The organism is Candidatus Accumulibacter vicinus, from assembly GCF_000584955.1.
Classification (GTDB): domain Bacteria; phylum Pseudomonadota; class Gammaproteobacteria; order Burkholderiales; family Rhodocyclaceae; genus Accumulibacter; species Accumulibacter vicinus.
On record NZ_JDSS02000053.1, the window covers coordinates 95222 to 118989 of the forward strand.

Consider the following 23768-nt stretch of genomic DNA (forward strand, 5'->3'; position numbering starts at 1 on the left):
GGGCGCGGCAGGCGCCGCTGCGACTGCCGCGCAGGCGTGCATGGCCAGATTGTCGGCTGGTACTGGAAAGCGCCAGCATGGGCAGGTCATGACTTTCATGATCGGGGGTGCCTGGAGAAGATGACTGTCAGGTGGCGTTTGCCAAGGCTTCCAATTGCGCGCGCAGCGTTGCCCGTCTGGCGCGCGCCGGCAGCACCGACGCCGCCTTGACATGACCATAGCCGCGAATCTGCTCGGGCACTTTGGCCAGTTCGAGGGCGATTGCCCGGGTTTCTTCCTTGAGCTGCGCCAGCAGCAGTTCGACGTCGGCCTCGTAATCGGCGAGCAGCTGTCGTTCCATCCGGCGTTCCCGGGTTTTCCCGAAGGGATCGAAGATCGTCCCGCGCAGGAACCTGAGCCTGCTCAGCCCCTTGAAGACAGACATCATCCATGGCCCGTAACTGCTTTTCCGGACTCTGCCGGTCGCCGGATCGAGTCTGGCGAGCAACGGTGGCGCGAGGTGGAAACGCAGGCTGTAGTCACCCTCGAATTCTTCCGACAACTGCTGGAGGAATGCCGGGTCGGAATGCAGTCGTGCCACCTCGTACTCGTCCTTGACTGCCAGGAGTCTGAAATAGCTGCGTGCCACGGCTTCACTCAGCGCGGTCGACTGCAATGAAGATTCGGCGGCGCGTACGCGCTCGACCAGCGCACGGTAACGTTCGGCGTAGCGCGCATTCTGATAGGCAGTCAAGGTCTCGACACGCTGGCGGATCAGCTCGTCGAGGTTCTGCGAAAGTCGCTGCGGTGTCGGCATGCGATCAGGTTTGAGCAGATTCTGCAGGGCTTCGGGGTCGTGCGCTGCGCGCCGGCCCCAGAGAAAAGCCTGGCGGTTCTGCTCGACTGCGGTCGCATTGAGTTCGATGGCCTGGTCGATGGCTGCCAGCGACAGCGGTACTAGCCCGCGCTGCCAGGCGACACCGAGCAGCAGCAGGTTGCCGTAAAGGGCATCCCCCATCAGGCGGCGCGACATGGCCGCGGTGTCCAGGAAGAGGGTGTTGCCCTCGCCACACGCTTCACTGATCTGTTCCTGCATGCGTTCCTGCGGGAATTGCCAGTCCGGGTTGCGCGTGAACTCGGCGGTGGGCGTTTCGGCGACGTTGACCACCGCCCGGGTCTTTCCGGCCAGCACTTTTGACAGGGCCTCGGCACCGGCGCTGACCACCAGGTCGCCGCCGATCACGGCATGCGCTTCGCCGGTCGCGATGCGTGCGGCGTGAATGTCCTCGGGCCGGTCGGCGATCCTGAGGTGAGAAAAAACGGCGCCGAATTTTTGTGCCAGGCCGGTCATGTCGAGTACCGAGACGCCCTTGCCGTCGAGATGCGCGGCCATTCCCAGCAGGGCGCCGAGGGTGACGACGCCGGTGCCGCCAACGCCAGTGATCAGGATGTTGTAGGGGCGCCTGGTGTCAGGCCGCAGAGGTTCCGGCAGCACCGCTCCCGCAGCAGTCATGGCCCGGCCGCGGCGCAGTCTGCCGCCTTCGACGCTGACGAAGCTGGGACAGAAGCCATGGATGCACGAGAAATCCTTGTTGCATGCAGACTGATCGATCGCTCGCTTGCGGCCAAACTCGGTTTCGACCGGAATCACCGCCAGGCAGTTGGACTGGATGCCACAGTCTCCGCATCCTTCACAGACCGCCGCGTTGATGAACACCCGCCGGGCCGGATCGGCGAGCTTGCCACGCTTGCGCCGGCGGCGTTTCTCGGTGGCGCAGGTCTGGTCATAGATCAGCACCGACACGCCGGGGTGATTGCGCAGTTCGCGCTGTACGGCATCGAGTTCATCGCGATGATGGATCGGCGTATTCGGGGCGAGGTCAGGGACCTTGCGATATTTTTCCGGCTCGTCGGTGACAATGACGATCCGCTGGATGCCTTCCGCCGCCAGTTGACGACTCAGTTGCGCGACGCTCAACTGGCCATCGACCGGTTGCCCGCCGGTCATTGCCACGGCATCGTTGTACAGAATCTTGTAGGTGATGGCGACGCCGGCGGCAACCGCCTGGCGAATCGCCAACAGACCGGAGTGGAAGTAGGTGCCATCACCGAGGTTGGCAAAAATGTGCTTCTCGTGGCTGAACGGCGCCTGCCCGACCCAGGTCACGCCTTCGCCGCCCATGTGCGTGAAGGTCGCGGTATTGCGGTCCATCCAGGTCACCATGTAGTGGCAGCCGATGCCGGCGACGGCGCGAGAACCTTCGGGTACGCGCGTCGAGGTGTTGTGCGGGCAACCGGAACAGAAGTACGGCGTGCGCTGGATCGCCGACAAGCCGGTCGCTGGCAGCAGCCCCTGCGCGAGGCTGCTCTGCTTGGCTTCGAGCAGCGCCAGTCGAGCCTCGATTGCCGAAGAAGTGAAGAAGCGCCCGATGCGCGCCGCCAGTGCCCGCGCCACCTGTGCCACCGACAACTCGCCGGCCGCCGGCAGCAGCCAGTCACCATGCGTCAGATGCCCGCTACCGGTGGGCAGCAGCGCCCATTCGCCTTTTTCGTCAAACTTCCCGACGACGCGTGGCCGGACATCCTCGCGCCAGTTGTAGAGTTCCTCCTTGAGCTGGTATTCGAGCAGTTGCCGTTTTTCCTCGACGACCAGGATTTCTTCGAGTCCTTCGGCAAAACGGCGCACGCCATCGGCTTCGAGTGGCCAGACCATGCCGACCTTGTACAGTCGAATGCCGATCTGCGCTGCCAGTTCGTCATCGATCCCGAGTTCGTCGAGCGCCTGGCGGACATCGAGGTAGGCCTTGCCGGCAGTGATGATTCCCAGGCGGGCTGGCGAAGCCGGGTCGGCACTATCGATCACCACCCGGTTGAGCTGGTTGGCGCGGCAATAGGCCAGCGCCGCGTAAAGCTTGTGGTTGAGCAGGCGGGCTTCCTGCTGCAGCGGTGGGTCGGGCCAGCGGATGTTGAGTGCGTGCGGGTCGTTCTTTGGCATCTCGAAATCGTCGGGCAGCCGAATCCGTGTCGACAGCGGGTCAATCGAGACCGAGGCGGAGGTCTCCACGGTGTCGGCCAGCGCCTTCATCACCACCCAGCAGCCCGAGTAGCGGCTCATGGCCCAGCCGTGCAGACCGTAATCAAGGTATTCCTGGACATTTGCCGGATAGAGGACCGGCATCATCACCGCCTTGAAGACATGCTCGGTCTGGTGCGGCAGCGTCGAGGACTTGGCGGCGTGATCGTCGCCGGCGATTACCAGGACACCGCCATGCTTCGCCGAACCGGCTGCATTGGCGTGCCGGAAAACGTCGCCGCAGCGGTCGACACCCGGACCCTTGCCGTACCACATGGCGAAGACCCCCTCGTATTTGGCGCCGGGAAAGAGATTGAGCTGCTGGGTTCCCCAGACTGCGGTGGCTGCAAGGTCCTCGTTAACCGCCGGCTGGAAAACGATGCGCCGGGCGTCGAGATGCGGGCGAGCTTTCCACAGCGCCTGATCGAGTCCTCCCAGCGGGCTGCCACGGTAGCCCGAGACAAAGCCTGCGGTATTCAGCCCGGCCGCCTCGTCACGCATGCGCTGCAGCATCGGCAGGCGAACGAGAGCTTGCGTGCCGCTCAGAAAGACGCGTCCCGAGTTGGCCGTATAGCGGCTGTCGAGTGTGGTCGAGAGATCGCCCATGGGATTCTCCTGTGGTGGCATGTTATCTGACTATCTGACCGAAACGCCTGGGGTCGTCCGGCATACGATTCGTATTCGTTCGCACAGTCCCAGACCGCAACTTGCCGACTACCGGCAAGCCAGCAATCCCTCTGGCCGCTGGCAGGCGCGGGCCGGAATCACTTTAAGCGGCCTCAGATCAGTCCTTCGACATTCACATGACGGAATTTCTCGCACGGTCACTGCCGGATTGTGGAAAGATTTTTTCAGCAGCGCTTACGATGGCAAGCAAATGTAGTACAAACAGACCACGGAAAGGGCTGAATTCTTTCTGCGACGCTCCCTGGTACCCATTGCTTTCATGGTCACCGGCGACCGTGACGTCGACCTGGACGATATTGTCCTGCTCCCGCGATCGCTCCAAAGCCGTTCCAAGGCTCTCCCATCATTGTCATGTGCCGCTGATGCAAAGCAGCCGCTCGGTGGGCCAGAGCCAGTACTCGTTCAAGATTTCCCCGAAAAATTTTCCCAACACAGTAATTTATATAGCAAAATTCTGCCACTCAACGTCGACCCAACGCCATGCACCTGCGCAAATACGACCTTCTGCAGATGAACGCCGAGTGGCTGAAGAAGCTGCCGGCGGAGCGATTGCAGGAAGTGTCCATCCGCCGGTTGGACGACGTCAAGGAATTGCAGGATCGGCTGAATCAGAACCCGGCCAGCCAGGCGCCGTCGAAGAAACCTGGCGCGGGCGAGGAAGAAAACGAAGTCGACGAGCCGCACCTGCCCCATTCACCGACAATGCGGCCGAACAGGCGCGGCAGCACTGGTCGATTGCGCGCCACCTCAGCCACGGCACCCGCTCGGAAGCGGTGTCCTGCTGCTCTTCTGGACAGCGTCATCCTGGAACTCCCCGTGCTGCCTGTCATCCCGGAGCCGCATAGGGGGTGAATCATGACAATGAGTGAGCGTGGAACAATTTCCGAAGTAGGCAAGGTACTTCGGTTCATGACCATTTATGGTTTCGGGAAAACAATATTCAAGATTCTTGGTCGAGTAAGACCAAATGGTTTTTCCGCCAGGCTATGGAAAAGTAAGAAGGCGGATATTGGGATTATTGGTTGTGGGCAGTTTGCTTTTGCAACCATTGGCTTCTCAATCTGGCGACGATATGGGAATCGGTTTGCCATTTGCTACGATATCAATGTCGATAATCAGCGCTCTTTTGCCTCCTTCTTCGGTCTTGCACAAGATGATGTTTCGGCTCTGGAGGTCATTAATGACGAGCGAGTCAGGTTTCTATATATTGCTTCCAATCATGCCTCGCACACGGACTATGCAGTTCAAGGACTTCTGGCGGGCAAAATCGTTTACCTGGAAAAGCCGATTAGCGTCAGTATCGAGCAGTTACAAAGACTCAATGCAACCATCCGGAGAACGGGTGGGCAGATCTTTGCTGGATACAACCGGCCATTTTCTGCCGCGGTGCGCCATCTGCATCCCTGGATGGCAGGGGTGAACCAACCACTGACCCTGAATTGTTTCATCAGCGGGCATGTGCTAGGGCCTGAGCATTGGTATCGTAAGCCCGAAGAAGGGACAAGGGTTTGCGGTAATGTGGGCCACTGGCTGGATCTGGCAGTGCATATGCTCTGTTGGTCGAGCTTGCCGGATAAATGGCAAATCACCACCGTTTATAGCAATGCGGTGACGCGGGACGAAGATATGGTGATTGTGCTCACAAGTGAGCGGGGTGACCTGATAAACATCATTCTCACGGCTCGCGGAGAGCCTTTCGAGGGAATTAACGAGACCATCAATATTCAGCAGGGTGATCTGATCGCGAAGATTGATGATTTCCGCCAGCTTGTTATCTGGCAGGGGGATAAGTTGCAAAAGAAGAGATTCTGGCCGAAAGATGTCGGCCATAACATGGCGATTATTCAACCATTTTCCGAGGTAAGACGGGAGTGGCGTGAGGTCGAGCTTTCCACCTTGCTCATGCTTTGTATAGCCAGAATGGTCGTAAACGGCGATCATTCTTTTGAATTCAGCTTTTCCAAAGAACACAAACGATTAACCGGGCCTTCAGGTCGGTCATGAAACAGATTCTGCAATCACTTAAAACAGGTGCGACCGAGGTTGCCGAGACCCCCTGCCCGGTGGTGATGCGCCGCCAGGTATTGATCCGAACCACCGTGTCTCTGGTCTCCGTTGGCACGGAGCGTATGCTCGTGGAGTTCGGCAAGGCCGGCTGGATCGAGAAGGCACGCCAGCAGCCCGACAAGGTGCGCATGGTTCTGGACAAGATCAAGACCGACGGTTTGATGCCGACCGTCGAGACGGTATTCAACAAGCTTGATCAGCCTTTGCCTCTCGGTTACTGCAATGTCGGTGTAGTGATGGAGACGGGAAGTGGGGTGACCGGCTTTGCACCCGGTGATCGGGTGGCTTCGAACGGTAAACATGCCGAGGTGGTCTCCGTTCCGGCCAACCTCTGTGCAAAAATTCCCCCCGGCGTTTCCGATGAGGAAGCGGCGTTTACGGTGATCGGCGCGATTGCACTCCAAGGAATACGGCTCATTCAGCCCACTCTCGGCGAAGCGGTGGTGGTGACTGGGCTGGGGCTGATCGGTCTGGTGGCGGTGCAGTTGCTGCGTGCCCATGGCTGTCGGGTGTTGGGGATCGACTTCGATGCCGAAAAACTGGCCATGGCCAGAGAGTTCGGCGCGGAAGTGGTGAATCTCGCGGCTGGCGAGGACCCGGTCGTGGCTGCACAAGCCTTTGCCCGCGGGCGTGGAGTGGATGCGGTGCTGATTACGGCTTCCACCAAGAGTAATGCGCCAGTGCACCAGGCGGCGTTGATGAGTCGCAAGCGCGGGCGCATCGTGCTGGTGGGGGTGACCGGGCTTGAACTCTCACGCGCCGACTTCTTCGAGAAGGAATTGACTTTTCAGGTGTCTTGTTCCTATGGGCCGGGCCGCTATGACACGAATTATGAAGAGAAAGGTCAGGACTATCCGGTAGGCTATGTGCGCTGGACCGAGCAGCGCAATTTCGAGGCTGTGCTGGACATGCTCGCGGATCGCCGGTTGAACGTGCAGCCACTGATTTCCCACCGCTTTCCAATTGATGCGGCAGAGGAAGCGTATGCCTTGATCGGCGGTCCAGCACCCTCGCTGGGCATCCTCTTGCGGTATCCGACGCCTGCCGAGAAGTCGGAAGTTGAAGTGCGTCGCGCCAGCGTCAGACTGGCAGGTTCGCATGCTGCTGCCGGGGCCGCGGCATTGGGCTTTATTGGCTCGGGTAACTATGCCACGGCGGTATTGATCCCGGCTTTCAAGGCAGCCGGTGCTCGCTTGAAGGTGGTTGCGTCGAATGGCGGTGTCAGTGGCCTCCATGCCGGTCGCAAGCATGGTTTTGAAGCAAGCACCACCGACACCGAGAGTATTTTTGCCGACCCGCAGGTTAACGCGGTGGTGATTACGACTCGCCACGACAGCCATGCCGCTCTGGTTTGTCGGGCGCTCGCAGCCGGCAAGCACGTCTTCGTGGAAAAGCCGCTGGCCATGACGCATGAAGAATTGGCAGCGATTGAACAAGCGCATGCAATCGCTGTGGCGACTGGCCGTTCTCTGGTGGTGATGGTCGGTTTCAACCGCCGGTTTTCTCCTCAAGTACAGAAGATCAGGTCGCTGCTTGAAGGCGCCAGAGGTCCCAAGGCCTTTGTGATGACCGTCAACGCCGGTGCCATTCCCACTGAACACTGGACCCAGGACCTGGCCGTGGGGGGCGGGCGGATGATCGGCGAGGGCTGCCACTTCATCGATCTGTTGCGTTTCCTGGCCGGAGTCGAGATTACCGCCCATCACAGCGTTCGTATGCAGGCGGCGACCGCCGATACGGTGACCATTCAGCTGGCGTTCGCCGATGGGTCGATAGGCACGATTCACTACTTCGCCAACGGTAGCAAGTCCTATCCCAAGGAGCGCCTGGAGGTCTTTGCCGCCGGCCGGGTATTGCAACTGGACAATTTCCGCAAGCTCACGGGATTCGGTTGGCCAGGCTTCACGAAGATGAACCTGTGGCGGCAAGACAAGGGACAAAGGAATTGTGCGGCAATGTTCGTCAGCGTCATCGAAAAGGGTGGGTTCGCCCCAATCGCGCTGACTGAAGTGCTGGAGGTCAGCCGGATCAGCATTGAGGTGGCTGCGAATCTCCGATGACTCGTGACGAAATCGTTGCCCTCGTTGTTGCTGGCTGATCGAGATCATTGCCGGCACGCCCGCATTTCATGAAAATCGTGCTGAAAAGGGATCGGCAAACCGGCCGGCAGATTGTAGCGGTACTTGAGCAACTGCTGATCGGGTCCGGGCACCTGTTGCGCTTGTTCCACACCGTCCGACATCTGCGCGGTGAGCAGATTGCCTACCGTTTGTATTACCGCTTGGCCAGGCCTCTGGTCGCCCGGCAGGCCCTGGCATCGATTACCGCGCTTCCTCGGCGATCCTGGGTCCGGCCCTGGGTGGCGCCACTGGTTGCACCGCGTAGCCAGGTCGACCAAGGCGTATTCGAGTTTCTTGGAGAGCGCGGCTGCGTCGAGACGGCCGGTGACTGGAATGCGGTGAACAAGACCAAGCTGTGGCTCTATAACCTACATTATCTTGACGATCTCAACGCGGTGGATGCAGATGCACGCCCCGATCAGCAAGGATGGCTGATCCGACGCTGGATCGATGACAATCCACCACTTGCCGGTCATGGCTGGGAACCCTACCCACTTTCCTTGCGGATCGGGAACCTGGTGAAGTGGTGTGCCAGGCAAACGCAAGTCTCTCCAGAGTGGCTCGTCAGTATGGGCAGGCAGGCGCAGGCCCTTGCGGCTCAGGAGGAACGCCACATTCTCGCGAACCACCTGTTTGCCAATGGCAAGGCGCTGACCTTCGCCGGAGCGTTTTTCGCCGGCGACCAGGGAGGGCGGTGGTTGAAGAGCGGCTTGCGCATCCTGGACCGGGAGATCAGCGAGCAGTTTCTGCCGGATGGTGGCCATTTTGAACTTTCTCCGATGTATCACTCGACCCTGCTTTGGGATATGTGCGATCTCGTGAACCTGGCTGAGCGAAGTGGCGTCCCTGAACTGCTCGAACGTGCCGCAGCATGGCGTGGCGTGATTGAACGGGGACTCACCTGGCTCGAAAGCATGTGCCATCCAGACGGGGAAATTTCCTTTTTCAACGATGCGGCTTTTGGCATTGCGCCGCAGTTTCAACCCATCAAGGCCTACGCCGGAGCGCTGGGTTGCCTTGGAAGCAAAGGCTTGACCGAAGTCTTGTCCTGCACTCATCTTCGGGATACCGGCTACATCGCCGTCCTTCTCGGGCAGGGCGGCAAGGCCTTGCTGGATGTGGCAGCCGTGGGACCGACTTACCAGCCTGGCCATGCACACGCGGACACGCTCGGCTTTGAGTTGAGTCTCTTCGGGCAGCGGGTCCTGGTCAATTCCGGAACGTCCCGTTACGGCGAGGACACCGAACGGCAGCGCCAGCGAAGTACCGCTGCACACAATACGGTGGAGATCGATGGTGAAGATTCGTCGGAAGTCTGGGCCGGCTTCCGGGTCGCGCGCCGGGCCCGGCCCAGCGTACCGGACATCTGGCGAGAGCCGGGGATGGAAGGCGAGGAACTACGGATTCGTTGCGCGCATGACGGATATCGGCGTCTGCCGGGCCGTCCGATTCATCAGCGCCAATGGACGTTCGCCACCGGTCGCCTGCGCATGATCGATTCGCTATCCGGACAATTCCGGAAGGCCGTCTGTCGTTTTTATCTGCATCCAGACGTTCAGGTCGCGGGGAATCAGGAACTGCATCTGCAGAGTGGTCACCGCATCCTTTGGTCTGTCTCCGGCGGTGCGGCGAACGTTGTGCCTTCGACCTGGCACCCGCAGTTCGGGGCATGCGTACCCAGTCACTGCATCGAGATCCAGTTCGACAGCGCTGAACTGATCGTCGATTTTTCCTGGAAGTGAGATGCATATCCTGTTCTTGACCGACAACTTCCCGCCGGAAGTGAATGCGCCTGCCAGCCGCACCTTCGAGCATTGCCGCGAGTGGGTCAAGGCAGGCCATCAGGTGACGGTGATTTCCTGTGTGCCGAACTTTCCAAAGGGTCGCGTTTATGCGGGTTATCGCAACCGGCTTTGGCAGGCTGAAATCATCGAGGGGATTCGGTTAATCCGGGTCTGGTCTTACATTGCGGCCAACGAGGGCTTCGTCAAACGAATTCTCGATTATCAAAGCTTCATGGTGACCGCTACCCTGGCTGGACTCCTCGTCCGGCGCGTGGATGTGGTCGTCGGCACATCCCCCCAGTTTTTCACGGTCTGCGCGGCATGGGTATTGAGCGTTCTCAAGCGGATACCGTTCGTTTTTGAGCTGCGTGACCTTTGGCCCGAGTCGATCAAGGCCGTGGGGGCCATGCAGGATTCAGCCGCCATCCGCTGGCTGGAAAAACTGGAATGGTTCCTCTATCGCCAGGCCAGGCTGATTGTCACGGTGACCCACGCTTTCCGTGACAAATTGATCGGGCGTGGCATTGATGGCAACAAGATCAGTGTGGTAACCAATGGTGTGGACATGACGCGCTTCAAGCCGATGCCGAAGGATCCCTCCCTGGTCCGGCAACTGGGCCTTGAAGGCAAGTTCGTGGGTGGCTATGTGGGTACCCATGGCCTGGCACACCACCTGGAGACAGTTCTGGACGCAGCGGAAAAATTCATTTCCGAGGGCCTCGGAGAAGATTTTCACTTCATCCTGCTTGGCGACGGTGCCCGCAAACCGGCACTGCAGGATGAAGCACACAGGCGTCGGCTGCAGAATGTGACGTTTGTGGACACCGTGCCCAAGGATCAAGTGGCGCGCTATTGGTCGCTGCTGGATGTGTCGATCATTCATCTTCGGAAGACCGAGCTGTTCACGACGGTGATTCCCTCCAAGTTATTCGAGTGCATGGGAATGGGCTTGCCGGTACTGCACGGCGTGGCCGGTGAGTCGGCGGATATGGTGTGTGCGGAGAATGTCGGGATTGTCTTCGAGCCTGAAAACGCCGGGGAGTTGGTGGCCCAGATGAAGGTCTTGAAAAATGACCGTCCAAGGTACGAGAAATACCGCTCCAACGGTCTCGTGGCGGCCAGGAAATACGACCGCACTGCCCTGGCGATGGAGATGCTTGCGCTACTGGACAAGCTGGTTGCTGAACGGGCATAACGAGGGTATACAGATCGATTTGCTGGTATGAGGCGGTGCTGGTGGATGTGACAAGCAAACTGACGCAGTCCGATGTGGACGAGCATCTGGAGCGGCTGGCGAAATTCAAACGAATGCTGCCGCGCTATGCCGACGTGCGGGCCATCGGGGCGGCGGCAGCGATGGTGATCCCCCCGGTCGAGCATCTCTCTTCTCCCGAACCTGGGGGAGGAGCCGGGGGGCGCAATGGGCAATGCACGGCGCATGCTCCGTGCTCATCGATCGATTCCGGAGGGCCCACCGGAATGCACCCTGCCAGGACGGGAAACGGTCAGGGCTTATCCGCTTGCCGGAGTCCCATACCTTGAAACTCCTGGTCACCGGTGTTGCCGGTTTCATCGGCATGCACACCGCACAGCGCCTCCTTCGTCGTGGCGACACGGTGGTGGGCATCGACAACCTCAATCACTATTACGAAGTGACTCTCAAGCGCGCCCGCCTTGCCTGCCTGGCAGGACAGGGTGACTTCCGCTTCATCGAGATGGACATCGCCGATCGGGTAGCCATGGCGACCTTGTTCGCCAGCGAAGGATTCGATCGCGTGATCCATCTGGCGGCCCAGGCCGGTGTGCGCCATTCGCTCGCCAATCCCAACGCCTACGTCGATAGCAACCTCGTCGGCTTCATGACCGTCCTTGAGGGCTGCCGCCATCATGCGATTCAACATCTGGTCTACGCTTCGAGTTCCAGCGTCTACGGCGGGAATGCACGCATGCCTTTCTCCGAGTGCGACAATGTCGACCATCCGGTCAGCCTCTACGCTGCGACCAAAAAGGCCAACGAACTGATGGCGCATACCTACAGTCATCTCTATCGTTTGCCGACCACCGGACTTCGCTTCTTCACCGTCTATGGTCCCTGGGGCCGGCCCGACATGGCGCCCTTCCTGTTCACTCGCGCGATCCTCGAAGGGCGGCCGATCGATGTCTTCAACCACGGGCAGATGCAGCGCGACTTTACCTACGTGGATGACATCGTCGAGGCCGTGCTGCGGGTCAATGACCGGATCCCCGGGCCCGATCGGACTTATACTCCCGACAGTCCGGATCCGTCCGCCAGTGATGCGCCATACCGCGTATTCAATGTCGGCAATCATCAACCGGTGCCCTTGCTGAGCTTCATTGGCTGCATCGAGCAGCGACTGGGGTGCAAGGCCGAGAAGCGGATGCTGCCGATGCAGCCGGGCGACGTACCGGTCACCTATGCCAACACTTCCCGCCTCGAAAAATGGATCGATTTTGCGCCAGGCACGCTGTTGTCCGAAGGCATCGCGCGCTTTGTCGATTGGTATCGCAACTATTACCAGCTCTGAAAGGAACATTTTCACTCCATGAAAGTTACCGTGATTGGAACCGGCTACGTCGGATTGGTCACTGGCGCCTGCCTGTCGGAGATGGGTAACCACGTGCTGTGTCTGGATGTGGACGAACGCAAGATCGCGATCCTCAACAACGGCGGGATACCCATCCATGAGCCTGGCCTGGAGCCAATGGTGAAGCGCAATGCCGTAGCGGGACGTCTGCAATTCACTACCGACATCGCTGCCGCGGTACATCACGGTACGCTGCTGTTCATCGGTGTCGGAACGCCTCCTGACGAGGACGGTTCGGCCGATCTGCAGTATGTGCTCACTGCTGCACGCAACATCGGGCAGCACATGACCGACTACAAGGTGATCGTCGACAAGAGCACGGTACCCGTCGGCACTGCCGATCGCGTTCGCGCTGCCGTGCAGGGCGCACTGGCCAAGCGCGGGCTGAGCATGGAATTTGCCGTGGTCAGCAATCCGGAGTTCCTCAAGGAAGGCGCCGCGGTCGATGACTTCATGCGCCCCGACCGCATCATCGTCGGTGCCGATGATGAACGTGCGACGCTGCTGATGCGGGCGATCTATGCCCCTTTTTCGCGTAACCGCGACAAGCTGCTGCTGATGGATACGCGCAGCGCCGAACTCACTAAGTATGCAGCCAATGCGATGCTCGCGACGCGCATCAGTTTCATGAACGAACTGGCTCGGCTGGCCGAGTGCGTCGGCGCAGACATCGAACTGGTTCGCCATGGCATCGGCAGCGATCCGCGTATCGGCACGCACTTTCTCTATGCCGGCACCGGCTACGGTGGCTCGTGTTTTCCCAAGGACGTGAAGGCGCTGGTGCGCACCGGCCAGGAATTTGGCATCGATCTTCGTGTCCTGACAGCCGTCGAGGCGGTAAACGACATCCAGAAGCGGGTATTGGTCGACAAGGTGCTCGCCCGCTTCGCGGAAAACCTGCAGGGACGCAGCTTCGCGCTTTGGGGGCTGGCCTTCAAACCGGATACCGACGACATGCGCGACGCACCGAGCCGGGTGATCGTGCATGAACTGCTGCGTCTCGGTGCGACGATTCGGGCTTACGATCCGGTGGCGATGGACGAGGCGCGTCGGGTATTCGGCGACCTTCCTGGATTGAGCTTTGCGAGCCACCCTGCCGAGGCGCTGCAAGACGCGGATGCACTGTTGATCGCCACTGAATGGCGCGAGTTCAAGAGTCCGGATTTTGAGCAGATCCGGGCGCTGCTCAAGCAGCCCTTGATCTTCGACGGTCGAAACCTTTTTGACCCCGTTCTGGTACGTAGTCTGGGTATCGAGTATCACGGAGTCGGGCGAGGCGAGGGGGTTCGACAGACCCGGACCGACAGTGTGGCAGGCCGGGCGTGAACCGGTTGCAACCCTCCACCGAGGTTTCGCCCGAGGATCTGGCGCCGATGCGCCGGACAGGGCGGTCAATTCACCCGCGGCGAATGCACGGGCCTGTTTAAGGCGGACGATATCCGGAATCGCGGAATTTGGCGGAAAGCTGCTCCTTGCCGCCCATCCCCCCAACAGTTACAATGCCCGCCTCGCTTCGCCAAGCGAATAACACCTTCATCCATCTGGCGTTGGCTCTATCAAACCGGGGCGGCGCCGTTTCCCAGAAAGAGAGTTTGACATGGCGATCAATGTGACGCAAAAAGCGCAAATCATGACCGATTACCAGCGTACCGTCGGCGATACCGGGTCTTCCGAAGTCCAGGTGGCGCTGCTGACCGCACGTATCAATGACCTGACCGGCCATTTCAAGGAGCACAAGAAGGACAATCACTCGCGGCGTGGTCTGTTGCGTATGGTCAGCCGTCGTCGCAAGTTGCTGGACTATCTGAAGCGCACCAATGTCGATTCGTACCGCAGCCTGATTCAGCGTCTCGGCCTGCGCAAATAGGCCCGCTCACCGATCCTTACCGCGATCGGATCTGCAGGCAACTCGAAAAGCAGTCAGCGGCCAGCCCCTCGCGGGCTGCGCCGCTGTTTCTGCTATTGCAGTTTGCTAAATCGGGCGTCGGTCGCCTGCCGGAGTCGCGGGCAGGCTCGCGCCAGACTATTGAGAAAGGGAACAATGTTTAATATCGTCAAGAAAAGCTTCGCCTACGGGGCCCACCAGGTGATCCTGGAAACCGGCGAAATCGCACGTCAGGCTGGCGGGGCCGTGCTGGTGTCGATGGACGACACGGTCGTGCTGGTCACTGTCGTCGGCAATAAAATGGCCAAGCCCGGTCAGGATTTCTTTCCGCTGACCGTCGATTACATCGAGAAAACCTATGCTGCGGGACGCATTCCCGGTGGCTTTTTTAAGCGTGAGGGCCGTCCTTCGGAGAAGGAAACCCTGACCTCACGACTCATCGATCGTCCGCTGCGCCCGCTCTTTCCCGAAGGCTTCTATCACGAGGTCCAGATCGTCGCGATGGTGATGTCGCTGAACCCCGAAATCGATCCTGACATTCCGGCCATTATCGGCGCCTCGGCTGCCCTGGCGATCTCCGGCATCCCTTTCGACGGACCAATCGCTGCCGCCCGCGTCGGATATATCGACGGCCAATACGTCCTCAACCCGAGTGCCACACAACTCTCATCGAGTCTGCTCAATCTGGTCGTCGCCGGAACGCAGGCAGCCGTGCTGATGGTCGAGTCGGAAGCCCGGGAACTCTCCGAGGAAGTCATGCTCGGTGCCGTAGTTTACGGACACCAGGAAATGCAGGCAGCGATCGATGCCATCAACGAACTTGCCGATCAGGCTGGCAAACCGGAATGGGACTGGGCACCGGCGGCGAGAAACGAAGCCGTCCATGGCAAGCTCGATGCACTGGTTGACGGCGAACTGCAGGAGGCCTACCGGATAAGCAGCAAACAGTTGCGCAGCCAGCGGATCAAGGAAATCACCGCCTACGCAGTCGAAGTCCTGACCGCCGGCGACGATGCCCCTGACGCCAACGCCGTCCGCAACATGGTCTCCGCTGCCGAAGCCCGGATCGTCCGCGGCCGCATCCTGGCCGGCGAGCCGCGCATCGACGGACGCGATACACGAACCGTTCGACCGCTCGCGATGCGTTCGGGCGTGCTGCCGCGAGCACATGGATCGTCCCTGTTCACCCGTGGCGAGACGCAGGCGCTGGTCGTGGCGACGCTCGGCACCGGTCGTGACGAACAGATCATCGACGCACTCTCCGGCGAATACCGTGAGCGCTTCATGCTGCACTATAACTTCCCGCCCTACGCCACGGGGGAATGCGGCCGTGTCGGAACGCCGAAGCGTCGCGAGATCGGGCATGGCCGGCTGGCCAAGCGCGCCCTATTGGGGGTCCTGCCTTCACCCGAAGAGTTCTCGTACACCATTCGCGTCGTCTCCGAGATTACCGAATCAAACGGTTCCAGCTCGATGGCCAGCGTCTGCGGGGCATCGCTGGCACTGATGGATGCCGGCGTTCCGCTTAAAGCACACGTGGCCGGAATCGCCATGGGTTTGATCAAGGAAGGCAATCGCTTTGCTGTGCTGACCGACATTCTCGGGGACGAAGACCACCTCGGAGACATGGACTTCAAGGTCGCTGGTACTGAGTCGGGGGTCACCGCACTGCAGATGGACATCAAAATCCAGGGAATCACCAAGGAAATCATGCAGGTCGCGCTGGCCCAGGCCGGCGAAGCCCGCCTGCACATCCTGAAACAGATGCAGGAATCGATGTCCGGACACCGTGAAGAGGTATCGAGCTACGCACCGCGCCTGTACATGATGAAAATCAACCCCGAGAAAATCCGCGATGTGATTGGCAAGGGCGGTGCGGTGATCCGTGCCATTACCGAAGAAACCGGCACAACGATCGACATCAAGGACGACGGCACGATCACCATCGCTTCGGTCAGCGGTGACGCCGCCGACGCTGCCAAGGCTCGCATCGAGGCCATTACCGCTGACGTCGAAGTCGGCAAGGTCTATGACGGAACGGTACTGAAGCTGCTGGACTTCGGCGCCATCGTCAGCATCCTGCCCGGTCGTGACGGCCTTCTGCACATCTCGCAGATTGCCAACGAACGCGTCAACGCCGTTGCCGATTATCTCAAGGAAGGCCAGAAGGTACGTGTCAAGGTTCTGGAAGCCGACGAGAAAGGCCGGGTACGGCTGTCAATGAAGGCCCTGAGCGCCGAAGAGGGCGGCGCTACCGCCGCACAGTCATAGGCCACTGATCAACAGCAGAAAAAAGGACGCCAAGGCGTCCTTGCCGCTGGCCGACTGCCTGTGCAGTGCGAGCCCAGCGCCCGTCTGCCGGTATCGCCTATTTGGCGATCTGTTTTTCCCGCACTTCTTCGAGCGTTTTGCAGTCGATGCACAGCGTCGCCGTCGGTCGCGCTTCCAGACGCTTGATGCCGATTTCGACCCCGCAGGCGGCACAGTACCCATAGTCGCCGCTGTCAATCCGGTCGATCGTCTCCTCGATCTTCTTGATCAGCTTGCGTTCCCGGTCACGGTTGCGCAGTTCGATGGCGATGTCGGTTTCCTGGCTCGCGCGATCATTGGGATCGGCAAAAACCGTCGCTTCATCCTTCATGGTATGCACCGTACGCTCGATGTCCTCGATCAACTGCTGCTTGAGCGCTTCGAGGATGCCACGAAAATGAGCCAGCTGATCGCTGTTCATGAACTCCTCGCCAGGTTTCGGCGAGTAGGGAGTGAAATGCTTTTGGAGCATGTCAGATGTCATCCGGGTTCCTGTGTATTGATAGTTGTTCGTCTGACGATGAGCAAACCAGGTCGTGAGCCTTGAGTAATCCTTATATTGTGCCACATGACCCGAACACAAGTGCGCATACACCGCAGCATTTCTCGTGAACAGCATCTATCCGGTTGCCGCCAGTCGGCTTTCGGCGAACTGGATCAGCCTGCCTTGCGGCCGTTACCGCACACGCGTTATGAGTTTTTCGAATGGAAGGGGGTCCGGGTCGGCATCGACTATCACGTCGCGGTCGTCGACCACGATTACCGCGTCTGCTCGACCGGGGTATTTGAGGCCGAATCTATAGCAGCAGTTCGTCCGCAGATGAACGCAAATCGGTGGATATTACAAAGGCTTTTCTTCAACGCCAAGCCTACCCGGATGGCGAGTTGAGTTTAGCCTGTTCGCAAACGCGCTGATTCTGCTGCTGTGCTCAGTCTGCGTTCATCTGCGGATTTCAGGTTCAACGGTTGGTGAAGGAAGGCTTGCGTTTTTCGACGAATGCGGCCATGCCTTCTTTCTGATCGTCTAGAGCAAAAGCTGAGTGGAAAGTGCGGCGTTCGAAGAGCAGGCCTTCCGACAGCGAGCTTTCATAGGAGCGATTGATGCATTCCTTGATCATCATCACCACCGGCAACGAGAAGCTGGCGATTCTGGTGGCAGCCGACATCGCCTCATCGAGGAGCTTGTCGGCCGGGACGACACGCGAAACCAGCCCGGCGCGTTCAGCCTCCACGGCGTCGATGGTGCGCGCGGTCAGGCACATTTCCATTGCCTTGGCCTTGGAAATCGCGCGCGGCAGGCGCTGCGTGCCACCCGCTCCAGGAAGAATCCCGAGGCGAATTTCAGGCTGACCAAACTGGGCGGTGTCGGCTGCCAGGATGATGTCGCACATCATGGCCAATTCGCAACCGCCACCCAGGGCATAGCCGGCGACGGCGGCGATCACCGGCTTGCGGCAGCTCTTGAGGGTATCCCAGTTGCGCGTGATGAAGTCGCCCTTGTATGCCTGCATGTACGAAAGCGACTGCATTACGGTGATGTCTGCACCGGCAGCGAAAGCCTTGTCCGAGCCAGTGATGACAATCGCCCCGATGTTCTCATCGGTTTCAAAGCCGCTGAGCGCATTGCCGAGTTCGTCCATCAGGTCATCGTTCAGGGCATTCAGTTGCTTCGGGCGGTTGAGAGTGATCAGGCCGACTTTTCCGCGTACTTCGGCCGTAATGTTGACGTAGGTCATAAAGAAGATCTCCGGGCTCAATAGGGATAAATTCGAGAACCTGGACGAGACGCAGGCTCTCCTGGGGACTCTGAACGGGACTTGCGTCTCCGCAGGTTTGACGAAATCGAAATGACGGCGCCTGGCTGGGCGCCGTCTGGCAGGTTACCAATGGAACCGGCCGGTGGCAAGCTCCACCGACCTGAACGATGGGTGTTCAGGCCGAGGAGCTGCTTGTTGTCAACGCAGGTCCGGTATCACGAGATGTCCATCTGGAACTTCACCGGACCGCGAGAATCCTTGCCGTTGGCGTCCTTGAAGGTGCCGGTGACGGGGGCTTTCTTGGCATAGGGGCTGGTCAGGATGGCCACGTGACCTCCGAAGAAAGCAACCGACTCGAGACCGTTCCAGCCCTCAAGGTGCTTGTTGCCGGCGGTGGCACAAAGTGGCGTGACCAGGTCGTCCTTGATTGCATAGTTCTGGTACCAGGGCACATTGAGATCGACCAGGTGCTTGATGTTCAGCGGCTGGCCAAAGAGCTGCACCGGCAAGGTGCCATCGTCGGCAATCGGATCCTGGAAGGAGTGCGAACTCATGTTGGCGATCGCTAGCGGCAGATGTACACGTTCCTTGAGCAGCCAGCGGAAGAGGGCGGCCGGCGTCTTGCCGGGGTTGAGGTCAGTGGCGCGATGCAGCGAAGCCTGATCGAGCACCTTGACCAGCGGGGTTTCCCGGTCGATGGCAACGAAACGCATCCCCAGGCTCAGCAGGTAGCCGTTGGCGACCTTGTTGCCGCTCGGCAAAGTCGTGGTGATGAAGTCGTGGTGCATCGTCGGCATGCCGCTGATGGCATCACTGTAGGTGCCGTCGACCGGTGTCACGTTGGTGATCAAGGCATCGCAGACATCCTTCAGTTTTCCTGACAGAATGTTCATCAGGGAGATGTAACCGCCTTGGCAGGTCCCATTGAGCGTGACTTTCTTGCCGTTATTGAGTTCCATGACCTTGGCGCAGAGCTCGCGTGTCTGTTCGCAGTCCTGTTCCGGGGTCATCTTCTGGACATTCTCATTGGTCATGATGTCCTTGACGACACGGACATAGGTCGGGATGCCCTCGTTGGCGAACGAGTGACTGTAGCTCTTGTTCTCGAAGGGCAGGAACGACAGGATATGAACCCCGAGCATGTACGGCGGCACGAGAATGACCGGCTTGAGATCCTTGCGAACCTCAACGCCTGCCTTCAGTGGCAACACCTGGTAGAGTTCGAAAGCGTCCGTCTGATGCACCAGCTTGTAATTCGAGGTGTTGAAATGGAAACCGAATTCATCGGCGATGGCCTCGATCTGCTCGTTGAAATTGGAGACCGCCTCCATGATTTCGGCCTCGCGGCGCATGTAGCCGCTGAGTTTTTCCCCTTCCGAATTGAGAATGCTGTTCAGGAAGGCGCGCGTTCCTTCTTCGATCTGGTCAAACGAGTAGTCGACCAGTTTTGTCTGCATCCCGGACAAACCCTTGCGCCCCATGGCGACATTGTGTTCGAGGATCTCGAAGGTTTCCATCATGCTCAAGGGGTTGTCACGGGCCGCTGTCATGGCGATGTGAGCGGCAATGAAGAGATTGTCATTAAACTCGCTGACTTCGCGATTCGTAGCGCGCATCATGGCCAGCGTATACCTCCACCAACTCGTGGTGAAATCAGGCATTTCTCTTAGCAGAGCATTCATTGTGCAACCTCCAAATTAACGTCATAACGTCAGTCAAAACAGGCCAACCCGCAGTGATCGACCCGCAATTACCCTGGCTCCGCCAGAAGAAGAACGGATACCGGTGATTCCTACCCGAAAACGATGCCAGCAGCCATCGCAGTCAAACATGTCGGATATTCGCCAAGCCGGACCCGACGGCATGCACACTGACCCTCTCGCGACAGCTACAGCCAAACATTTTTCTGCAGCGCACAATGTATTCTACTCTTCTAGACAGGAATTGTTCACCCCGCGTTGCCGTTCGCAAGGATTATTTTTGAGGCTTCTGCAAGCCCTCTATAATCAAAGATTAAATGGTTTTTTGGAGGACTTGTCGCGGCCCTTCGTCGAGTCTATGTCAGGGTTTGCGCAAGCGCTTGTACGAGCGGGTCAAGTTGCGCTGTATAGTAACGTTTTGTTGCGCTGCGATAGCAGGCTGGCGATGAGCGCTCTGGACCGGTTCCGGAAAGGTGACGCGATTGGCCTCGCGTGGCGAAGGTTCTTTGGAGAGTAAGGAAAATGCTGCAACTTGCGACACTGATCAAACATCACTCGACGTTCCGACCGGATCAGGTGGCCATCGTTATTGAGCAGGAACGTTTGAGCTGGCGGGAGTTTGAGGCTCGCGTTGGCCGTTGCGCCCGCCTGCTGTCATCGCTTGGGGTGCGTAAAGGCGAGCGGGTTGCGACGGTTTTGAGCAACTGCCGGGAACTACTCGAAATTTACTGGGCAGTGCCGTCGATCGGTGCGGTGCTGGTTCCCTTGAGCCCGCTGTTGATGGCTTCCGGTCTGGCCAGCCTGCTGCGTGATGCAGGTGCCGTTTGTCTGATCACGGATCGCTCGATGGCACCGGTCGTCGATCAGATCCGCGACGAGTTGCCGGGGTTGACGGCTGCACACGTGCTGATGATTGACGGCCCGACGGCCGATTATGCGGATTACTCTGCAGCCTCGTTCGGGAATGCCTCCGCGGGAGGTTTCGAACCGGTACCGGTCGGACAGGATGAATTGTTCAATGTGATGTACACGAGCGGCACGACAGGTCTTCCGAAGGGGATCATGCACACTCATTTCGTGCGTTCGATGTATTGCACCTTGTTCGCCTCGGCATGGCGAATGAGTCCCGAATCGGTGGTGTTGCATACCGGTGCGATCGTCTTCAACGGCGCTTTTGTGACCATGATGCCTTGTTTCTATCTGGGTGCGCGTTATGTCCTGCAACGCCAGTTCGATCCGGAAGAGGCGATCGAGATCATCGCTCGCGAGCGCGTCACACATACCATGATGGTACCGGCACAGATCATTGCCGTGCTCAACTCGCCGAATTTCTCTGCTGAACGGCTTTCTTCGCTGCAAATGATACTTTCACTGGGAGCACCGCTCTATCAGGAACAGAAGGACCTGCTCAATCGCCTCTTGCCTGGCCGCTTTTACGAACTCTATGGGCTGACCGAAGGTTTCTGGACCATTCTCGACAAGACGCAGTCAGTTCGCAAAGCCGGTTCGGTCGGATCCCCGCCCTGTTTTTTCGAGATGCGCATCGTCCGGGACGACGGCAGCGACGCCCCGCCCGGGGAGGTCGGCGAGATCGTCGGGCGAGGGCCGTCGCTGATGACCGGCTATTACGGCCGCCCCGACCTGACTGCGCAGGCGATCCGCGACGGCTGGCTGTTTACTGGTGATCTGGGCTATGCCGATGACGAGGGTTATCTCTATCTGGTTGACCGCAAGAAAGACATGATCGACAGCGGTGGCGTCAAGATCTACCCGAGGGACATCGAAGAGGTCGCGGCACGTCACCCGGCGGTCAGGGAAGTGGCCGTATTCGGCGTGGCGCATGAAAAATGGGGCGAAACGCCGGTCGCTGCGGTGCTGCTCCGCGACGGGGCAGCAGCCAGTGCCAGCGAACTGCGTGACTGGATCAACGAGCGCGTCGGCGCTCGTTACCAGCGCCTGCACGCGCTGCAGATCATGGACGACTTTCCACGCAACGCTGCCGGCAAGACGCTAAAGCGGACGATGCGGGATGCCTACCAGGCAGGGAACGGCGCAGGTTGACCCTCAAACCTGATAGATGTAGGTTCCCGGTGCGTCGCAGAGCGGGACATAGCCCTTATCCGGCGCGCCCATCGGCGGTGCTGCTTCACTGCCGGAGGAGTGCCGCTGTAGCCATTCTTGCCATGCAGGCCACCACGACCCCTGATACGACGGCGTCTTTTCCTTCCAGGTTTCAGCATCCAGGAAGCGTTCGCCCTCCCGGCATACACTGAGCTGGTAGGATCGACGCGGGCGACCCGGCTCATTGACGATGCCCACGTTATGGCCACCACTGGTGAGGACGAAAGTCAGCTCGGTCGCGTCGCTTTGCAGGTGCAGCTTGTACACCGAGTGCCACGGTGCAACGTGGTCGGCCCCGGCGGCGACGGCAAATATCGGCACATGGATGTTGCTGATCGAGATGGCGCGCCCATCGACCAGGTACTTGCCCTGGAACAGTTCGTTGTCCACGTAGAGACGACGCAGAACCTCGGAGTGCTGGCGATAGGGCATGCGCGTACCATCGGCGTTCCAGGCCATCAGATCGAACATCGGTTCGCGTTGCCCAAGGTAGTACTCCCGTACCATCTTCGACCAGATCAGGTCGGCGGATTTGAGCAATTGGAAGCCGCCGGAAACCTGTTTGTGCCCCAGGTAACCTTTCTGCCACATCATGTCTTCAAGCAAGGTCACCTCGCTGGCATCCATGAAGACGTTGATTTCTCCCACATCGGTGAAGTCGGTCATGGTGGTGAACAGGGTGACGCTGGCCAGACGGTCATCCCCGTCGCGAGCCATCGCGGCGGCGACAATGGTCAGCAGGATTCCGCCCAGGCAGTAACCCGCCGCGTGGATCCTGCGACCCGGCAGGATGTCCGAAATGGCGTTGATGGCGGCCAGCGTTCCTTGCTTGCGGTAGTCCTCCATTCCCAGGTTGCGGTGTTCCGCACCCGGATTGAGCCAGGAAATCATGAATACTGTGTGACCCTGATCGACGAGGTACTTGACCAGTGAATTGTGCGGCGACAGGTCGAGAATGTAGTACTTCATCATCCAGGCCGACTGCAGCAGAACCGGCTCGCGCTGGACGGTCTCGGTGGTCGGTGAGTATTGAATCAGCTCGATCAGCAGGTTACGAAAGACGACCTTGCCTGGGGTGATGGCGAGATTTTCTCCTACCTTGAACGCCTCGATTCCGGCCGGTTTCTCGTCGCGCAGCGCGCGACGCACGTCCTCACCATAGAACTGGGCACCCCGTGACAGATTCGCACCCCGCTCGTTGATCGTGGTTTCAACGATTTCAGGGTTCAGGTAGGGGATGTTGCACGGTGCGGTCATGTCGAGGATCTGTTTGGCGGTGAACCATACGGCGGCTTCGCCATGCTTGGAAACGCCACGAATGCCGGTGGTCGCGTTGTGCCACCACTGTTGATTGAGCAGGAAGCCCTGATAGATCACGTTGTATGGAAAACGCTGCCAGCCCGGATGATCGAAGCGATGGTCGCCGGGGAGGGGTTTGATGGTCGGCTCGGCGTTACCTGTAATTGCTGAGGATAGGGCATAGGCGCCCAGGCGCATCGCCTTGCGGGTTGCCTTGGCCGCCAGTTGAAACTGCTTGCCGGGCGAGGCTGCCAGGTGCACCGTCCAGTCAAGATAGGCCATCGCCAGTGATGCTGGCGAAACTCCTCCGCTCAACTGACCAAGCGCCACATTGGTCATCCGGTCAATGTTTTCCAGAGCGTCGGAATCCAGCAAATGGC

At 59.4% G+C, this 23768-nt stretch carries 16 protein-coding genes and 1 pseudogene; 12 read left to right on the forward strand and 5 right to left on the reverse strand.

Going from position 1 to position 23768, the window contains the following annotated elements:
• Positions 1–127: 127 nt before the first annotated feature.
• The gene (locus CAPSK01_RS20795) at positions 128–3658 is read right to left on the reverse strand and encodes an indolepyruvate ferredoxin oxidoreductase family protein (RefSeq protein WP_034931433.1); all 3531 of its coding nucleotides are present in this window, start codon (positions 3656–3658) and stop codon (positions 128–130) included.
• Between the two features lie 561 nt (positions 3659–4219).
• Between CAPSK01_RS20795 and CAPSK01_RS20805 the strand changes: the two genes are divergently transcribed.
• From CAPSK01_RS20805 to pnp, 10 genes and pseudogenes are all read left to right on the forward strand, one after another.
• On the forward strand, positions 4220–4591 hold the full coding sequence (locus CAPSK01_RS20805; RefSeq protein WP_034931438.1) for a hypothetical protein: 372 nt from the start codon (positions 4220–4222) through the stop codon (positions 4589–4591).
• A 3-nt stretch (positions 4592–4594) separates the two neighbouring features.
• Positions 4595–5743 (forward strand): Gfo/Idh/MocA family oxidoreductase, encoded by a 1149-nt coding sequence (locus CAPSK01_RS20810; protein ID WP_273704213.1) that lies wholly within the window; start codon positions 4595–4597, stop codon positions 5741–5743.
• Positions 5740–7866, forward strand: coding sequence for a bi-domain-containing oxidoreductase (locus CAPSK01_RS20815; RefSeq protein ID WP_034931443.1), 2127 nt, complete (start codon positions 5740–5742; stop codon positions 7864–7866). The genes CAPSK01_RS20810 and CAPSK01_RS20815 overlap by 4 nt, the downstream gene beginning before the upstream one ends.
• A gap of 77 nt (positions 7867–7943) precedes the next feature.
• Positions 7944–9668, forward strand: a complete 1725-nt coding sequence (locus tag CAPSK01_RS20820) for an alginate lyase family protein (RefSeq protein WP_273704214.1) — start codon at positions 7944–7946, stop codon at positions 9666–9668.
• 1 nt (position 9669) lies between these two features.
• The gene (locus tag CAPSK01_RS20825) at positions 9670–10905 is read left to right on the forward strand and encodes a glycosyltransferase family 4 protein (RefSeq protein WP_034931446.1); all 1236 of its coding nucleotides are present in this window, start codon (positions 9670–9672) and stop codon (positions 10903–10905) included.
• Positions 10904–11075 (forward strand): annotated as a pseudogene (locus CAPSK01_RS24260) (DUF3782 domain-containing protein); the annotation flags it as partial. The gene CAPSK01_RS20825 and the pseudogene CAPSK01_RS24260, both read left to right, overlap by 2 nt.
• A 173-nt stretch (positions 11076–11248) precedes the next feature.
• Positions 11249–12256 carry an NAD-dependent epimerase gene (locus CAPSK01_RS20830; protein WP_034931450.1) on the forward strand — a complete coding sequence of 336 codons (1008 nt, stop codon included), beginning with the start codon at positions 11249–11251 and terminating at the stop codon, positions 12254–12256.
• An 18-nt stretch (positions 12257–12274) separates the two neighbouring features.
• Positions 12275–13642 (forward strand): UDP-glucose/GDP-mannose dehydrogenase family protein, encoded by a 1368-nt coding sequence (locus tag CAPSK01_RS20835; protein WP_273704215.1) that lies wholly within the window; start codon positions 12275–12277, stop codon positions 13640–13642.
• A gap of 271 nt (positions 13643–13913) precedes the next feature.
• Positions 13914–14183: a 30S ribosomal protein S15 gene (gene rpsO / locus CAPSK01_RS20840; RefSeq protein ID WP_034931452.1), complete on the forward strand. Its 270-nt coding sequence runs from the start codon at positions 13914–13916 to the stop codon at positions 14181–14183.
• A 174-nt stretch (positions 14184–14357) separates the two neighbouring features.
• Positions 14358–16472, forward strand: coding sequence for a polyribonucleotide nucleotidyltransferase (pnp, locus tag CAPSK01_RS20845; protein ID WP_034931455.1), 2115 nt, complete (start codon positions 14358–14360; stop codon positions 16470–16472).
• A gap of 97 nt (positions 16473–16569) precedes the next feature.
• Here pnp and dksA read toward each other — a convergent pair whose 3' ends face one another.
• A complete protein-coding gene (gene dksA, locus CAPSK01_RS20850; RefSeq protein WP_034931457.1) occupies positions 16570–16995 on the reverse strand; it encodes an RNA polymerase-binding protein DksA in 426 nt (141 codons plus the stop codon).
• A gap of 84 nt (positions 16996–17079) precedes the next feature.
• Here dksA and CAPSK01_RS20855 point away from each other — a divergent pair, with 84 nt between their 5' ends.
• The gene (locus CAPSK01_RS20855; RefSeq protein WP_034931459.1) at positions 17080–17400 is read left to right on the forward strand and encodes a hypothetical protein; all 321 of its coding nucleotides are present in this window, start codon (positions 17080–17082) and stop codon (positions 17398–17400) included.
• Positions 17401–17470: 70 nt separating this feature from the next.
• Here CAPSK01_RS20855 and CAPSK01_RS20860 read toward each other — a convergent pair whose 3' ends face one another.
• On the reverse strand, positions 17471–18247 hold the full coding sequence (locus CAPSK01_RS20860; protein WP_034931463.1) for an enoyl-CoA hydratase: 777 nt from the start codon (positions 18245–18247) through the stop codon (positions 17471–17473).
• Positions 18248–18483: 236 nt separating this feature from the next.
• Complete coding sequence (locus tag CAPSK01_RS20865; RefSeq protein WP_273704216.1) at positions 18484–19950, reverse strand: hypothetical protein; 1467 nt, start codon at positions 19948–19950, stop codon at positions 18484–18486.
• A 540-nt stretch (positions 19951–20490) separates the two neighbouring features.
• On the opposite strand from CAPSK01_RS20865, the gene CAPSK01_RS20875 reads away from it, so the two are divergent.
• Positions 20491–22029 carry an AMP-binding protein gene (locus tag CAPSK01_RS20875; protein WP_034931467.1) on the forward strand — a complete coding sequence of 513 codons (1539 nt, stop codon included), beginning with the start codon at positions 20491–20493 and terminating at the stop codon, positions 22027–22029.
• Positions 22030–22032: 3 nt separating this feature from the next.
• On the opposite strand, the gene CAPSK01_RS20880 is transcribed toward CAPSK01_RS20875, so the two are convergent.
• Positions 22033–23768, reverse strand: a 1736-nt coding sequence (locus CAPSK01_RS20880; protein ID WP_273704217.1) for an alpha/beta fold hydrolase, incomplete at its 5' end; no start/stop codon positions are given.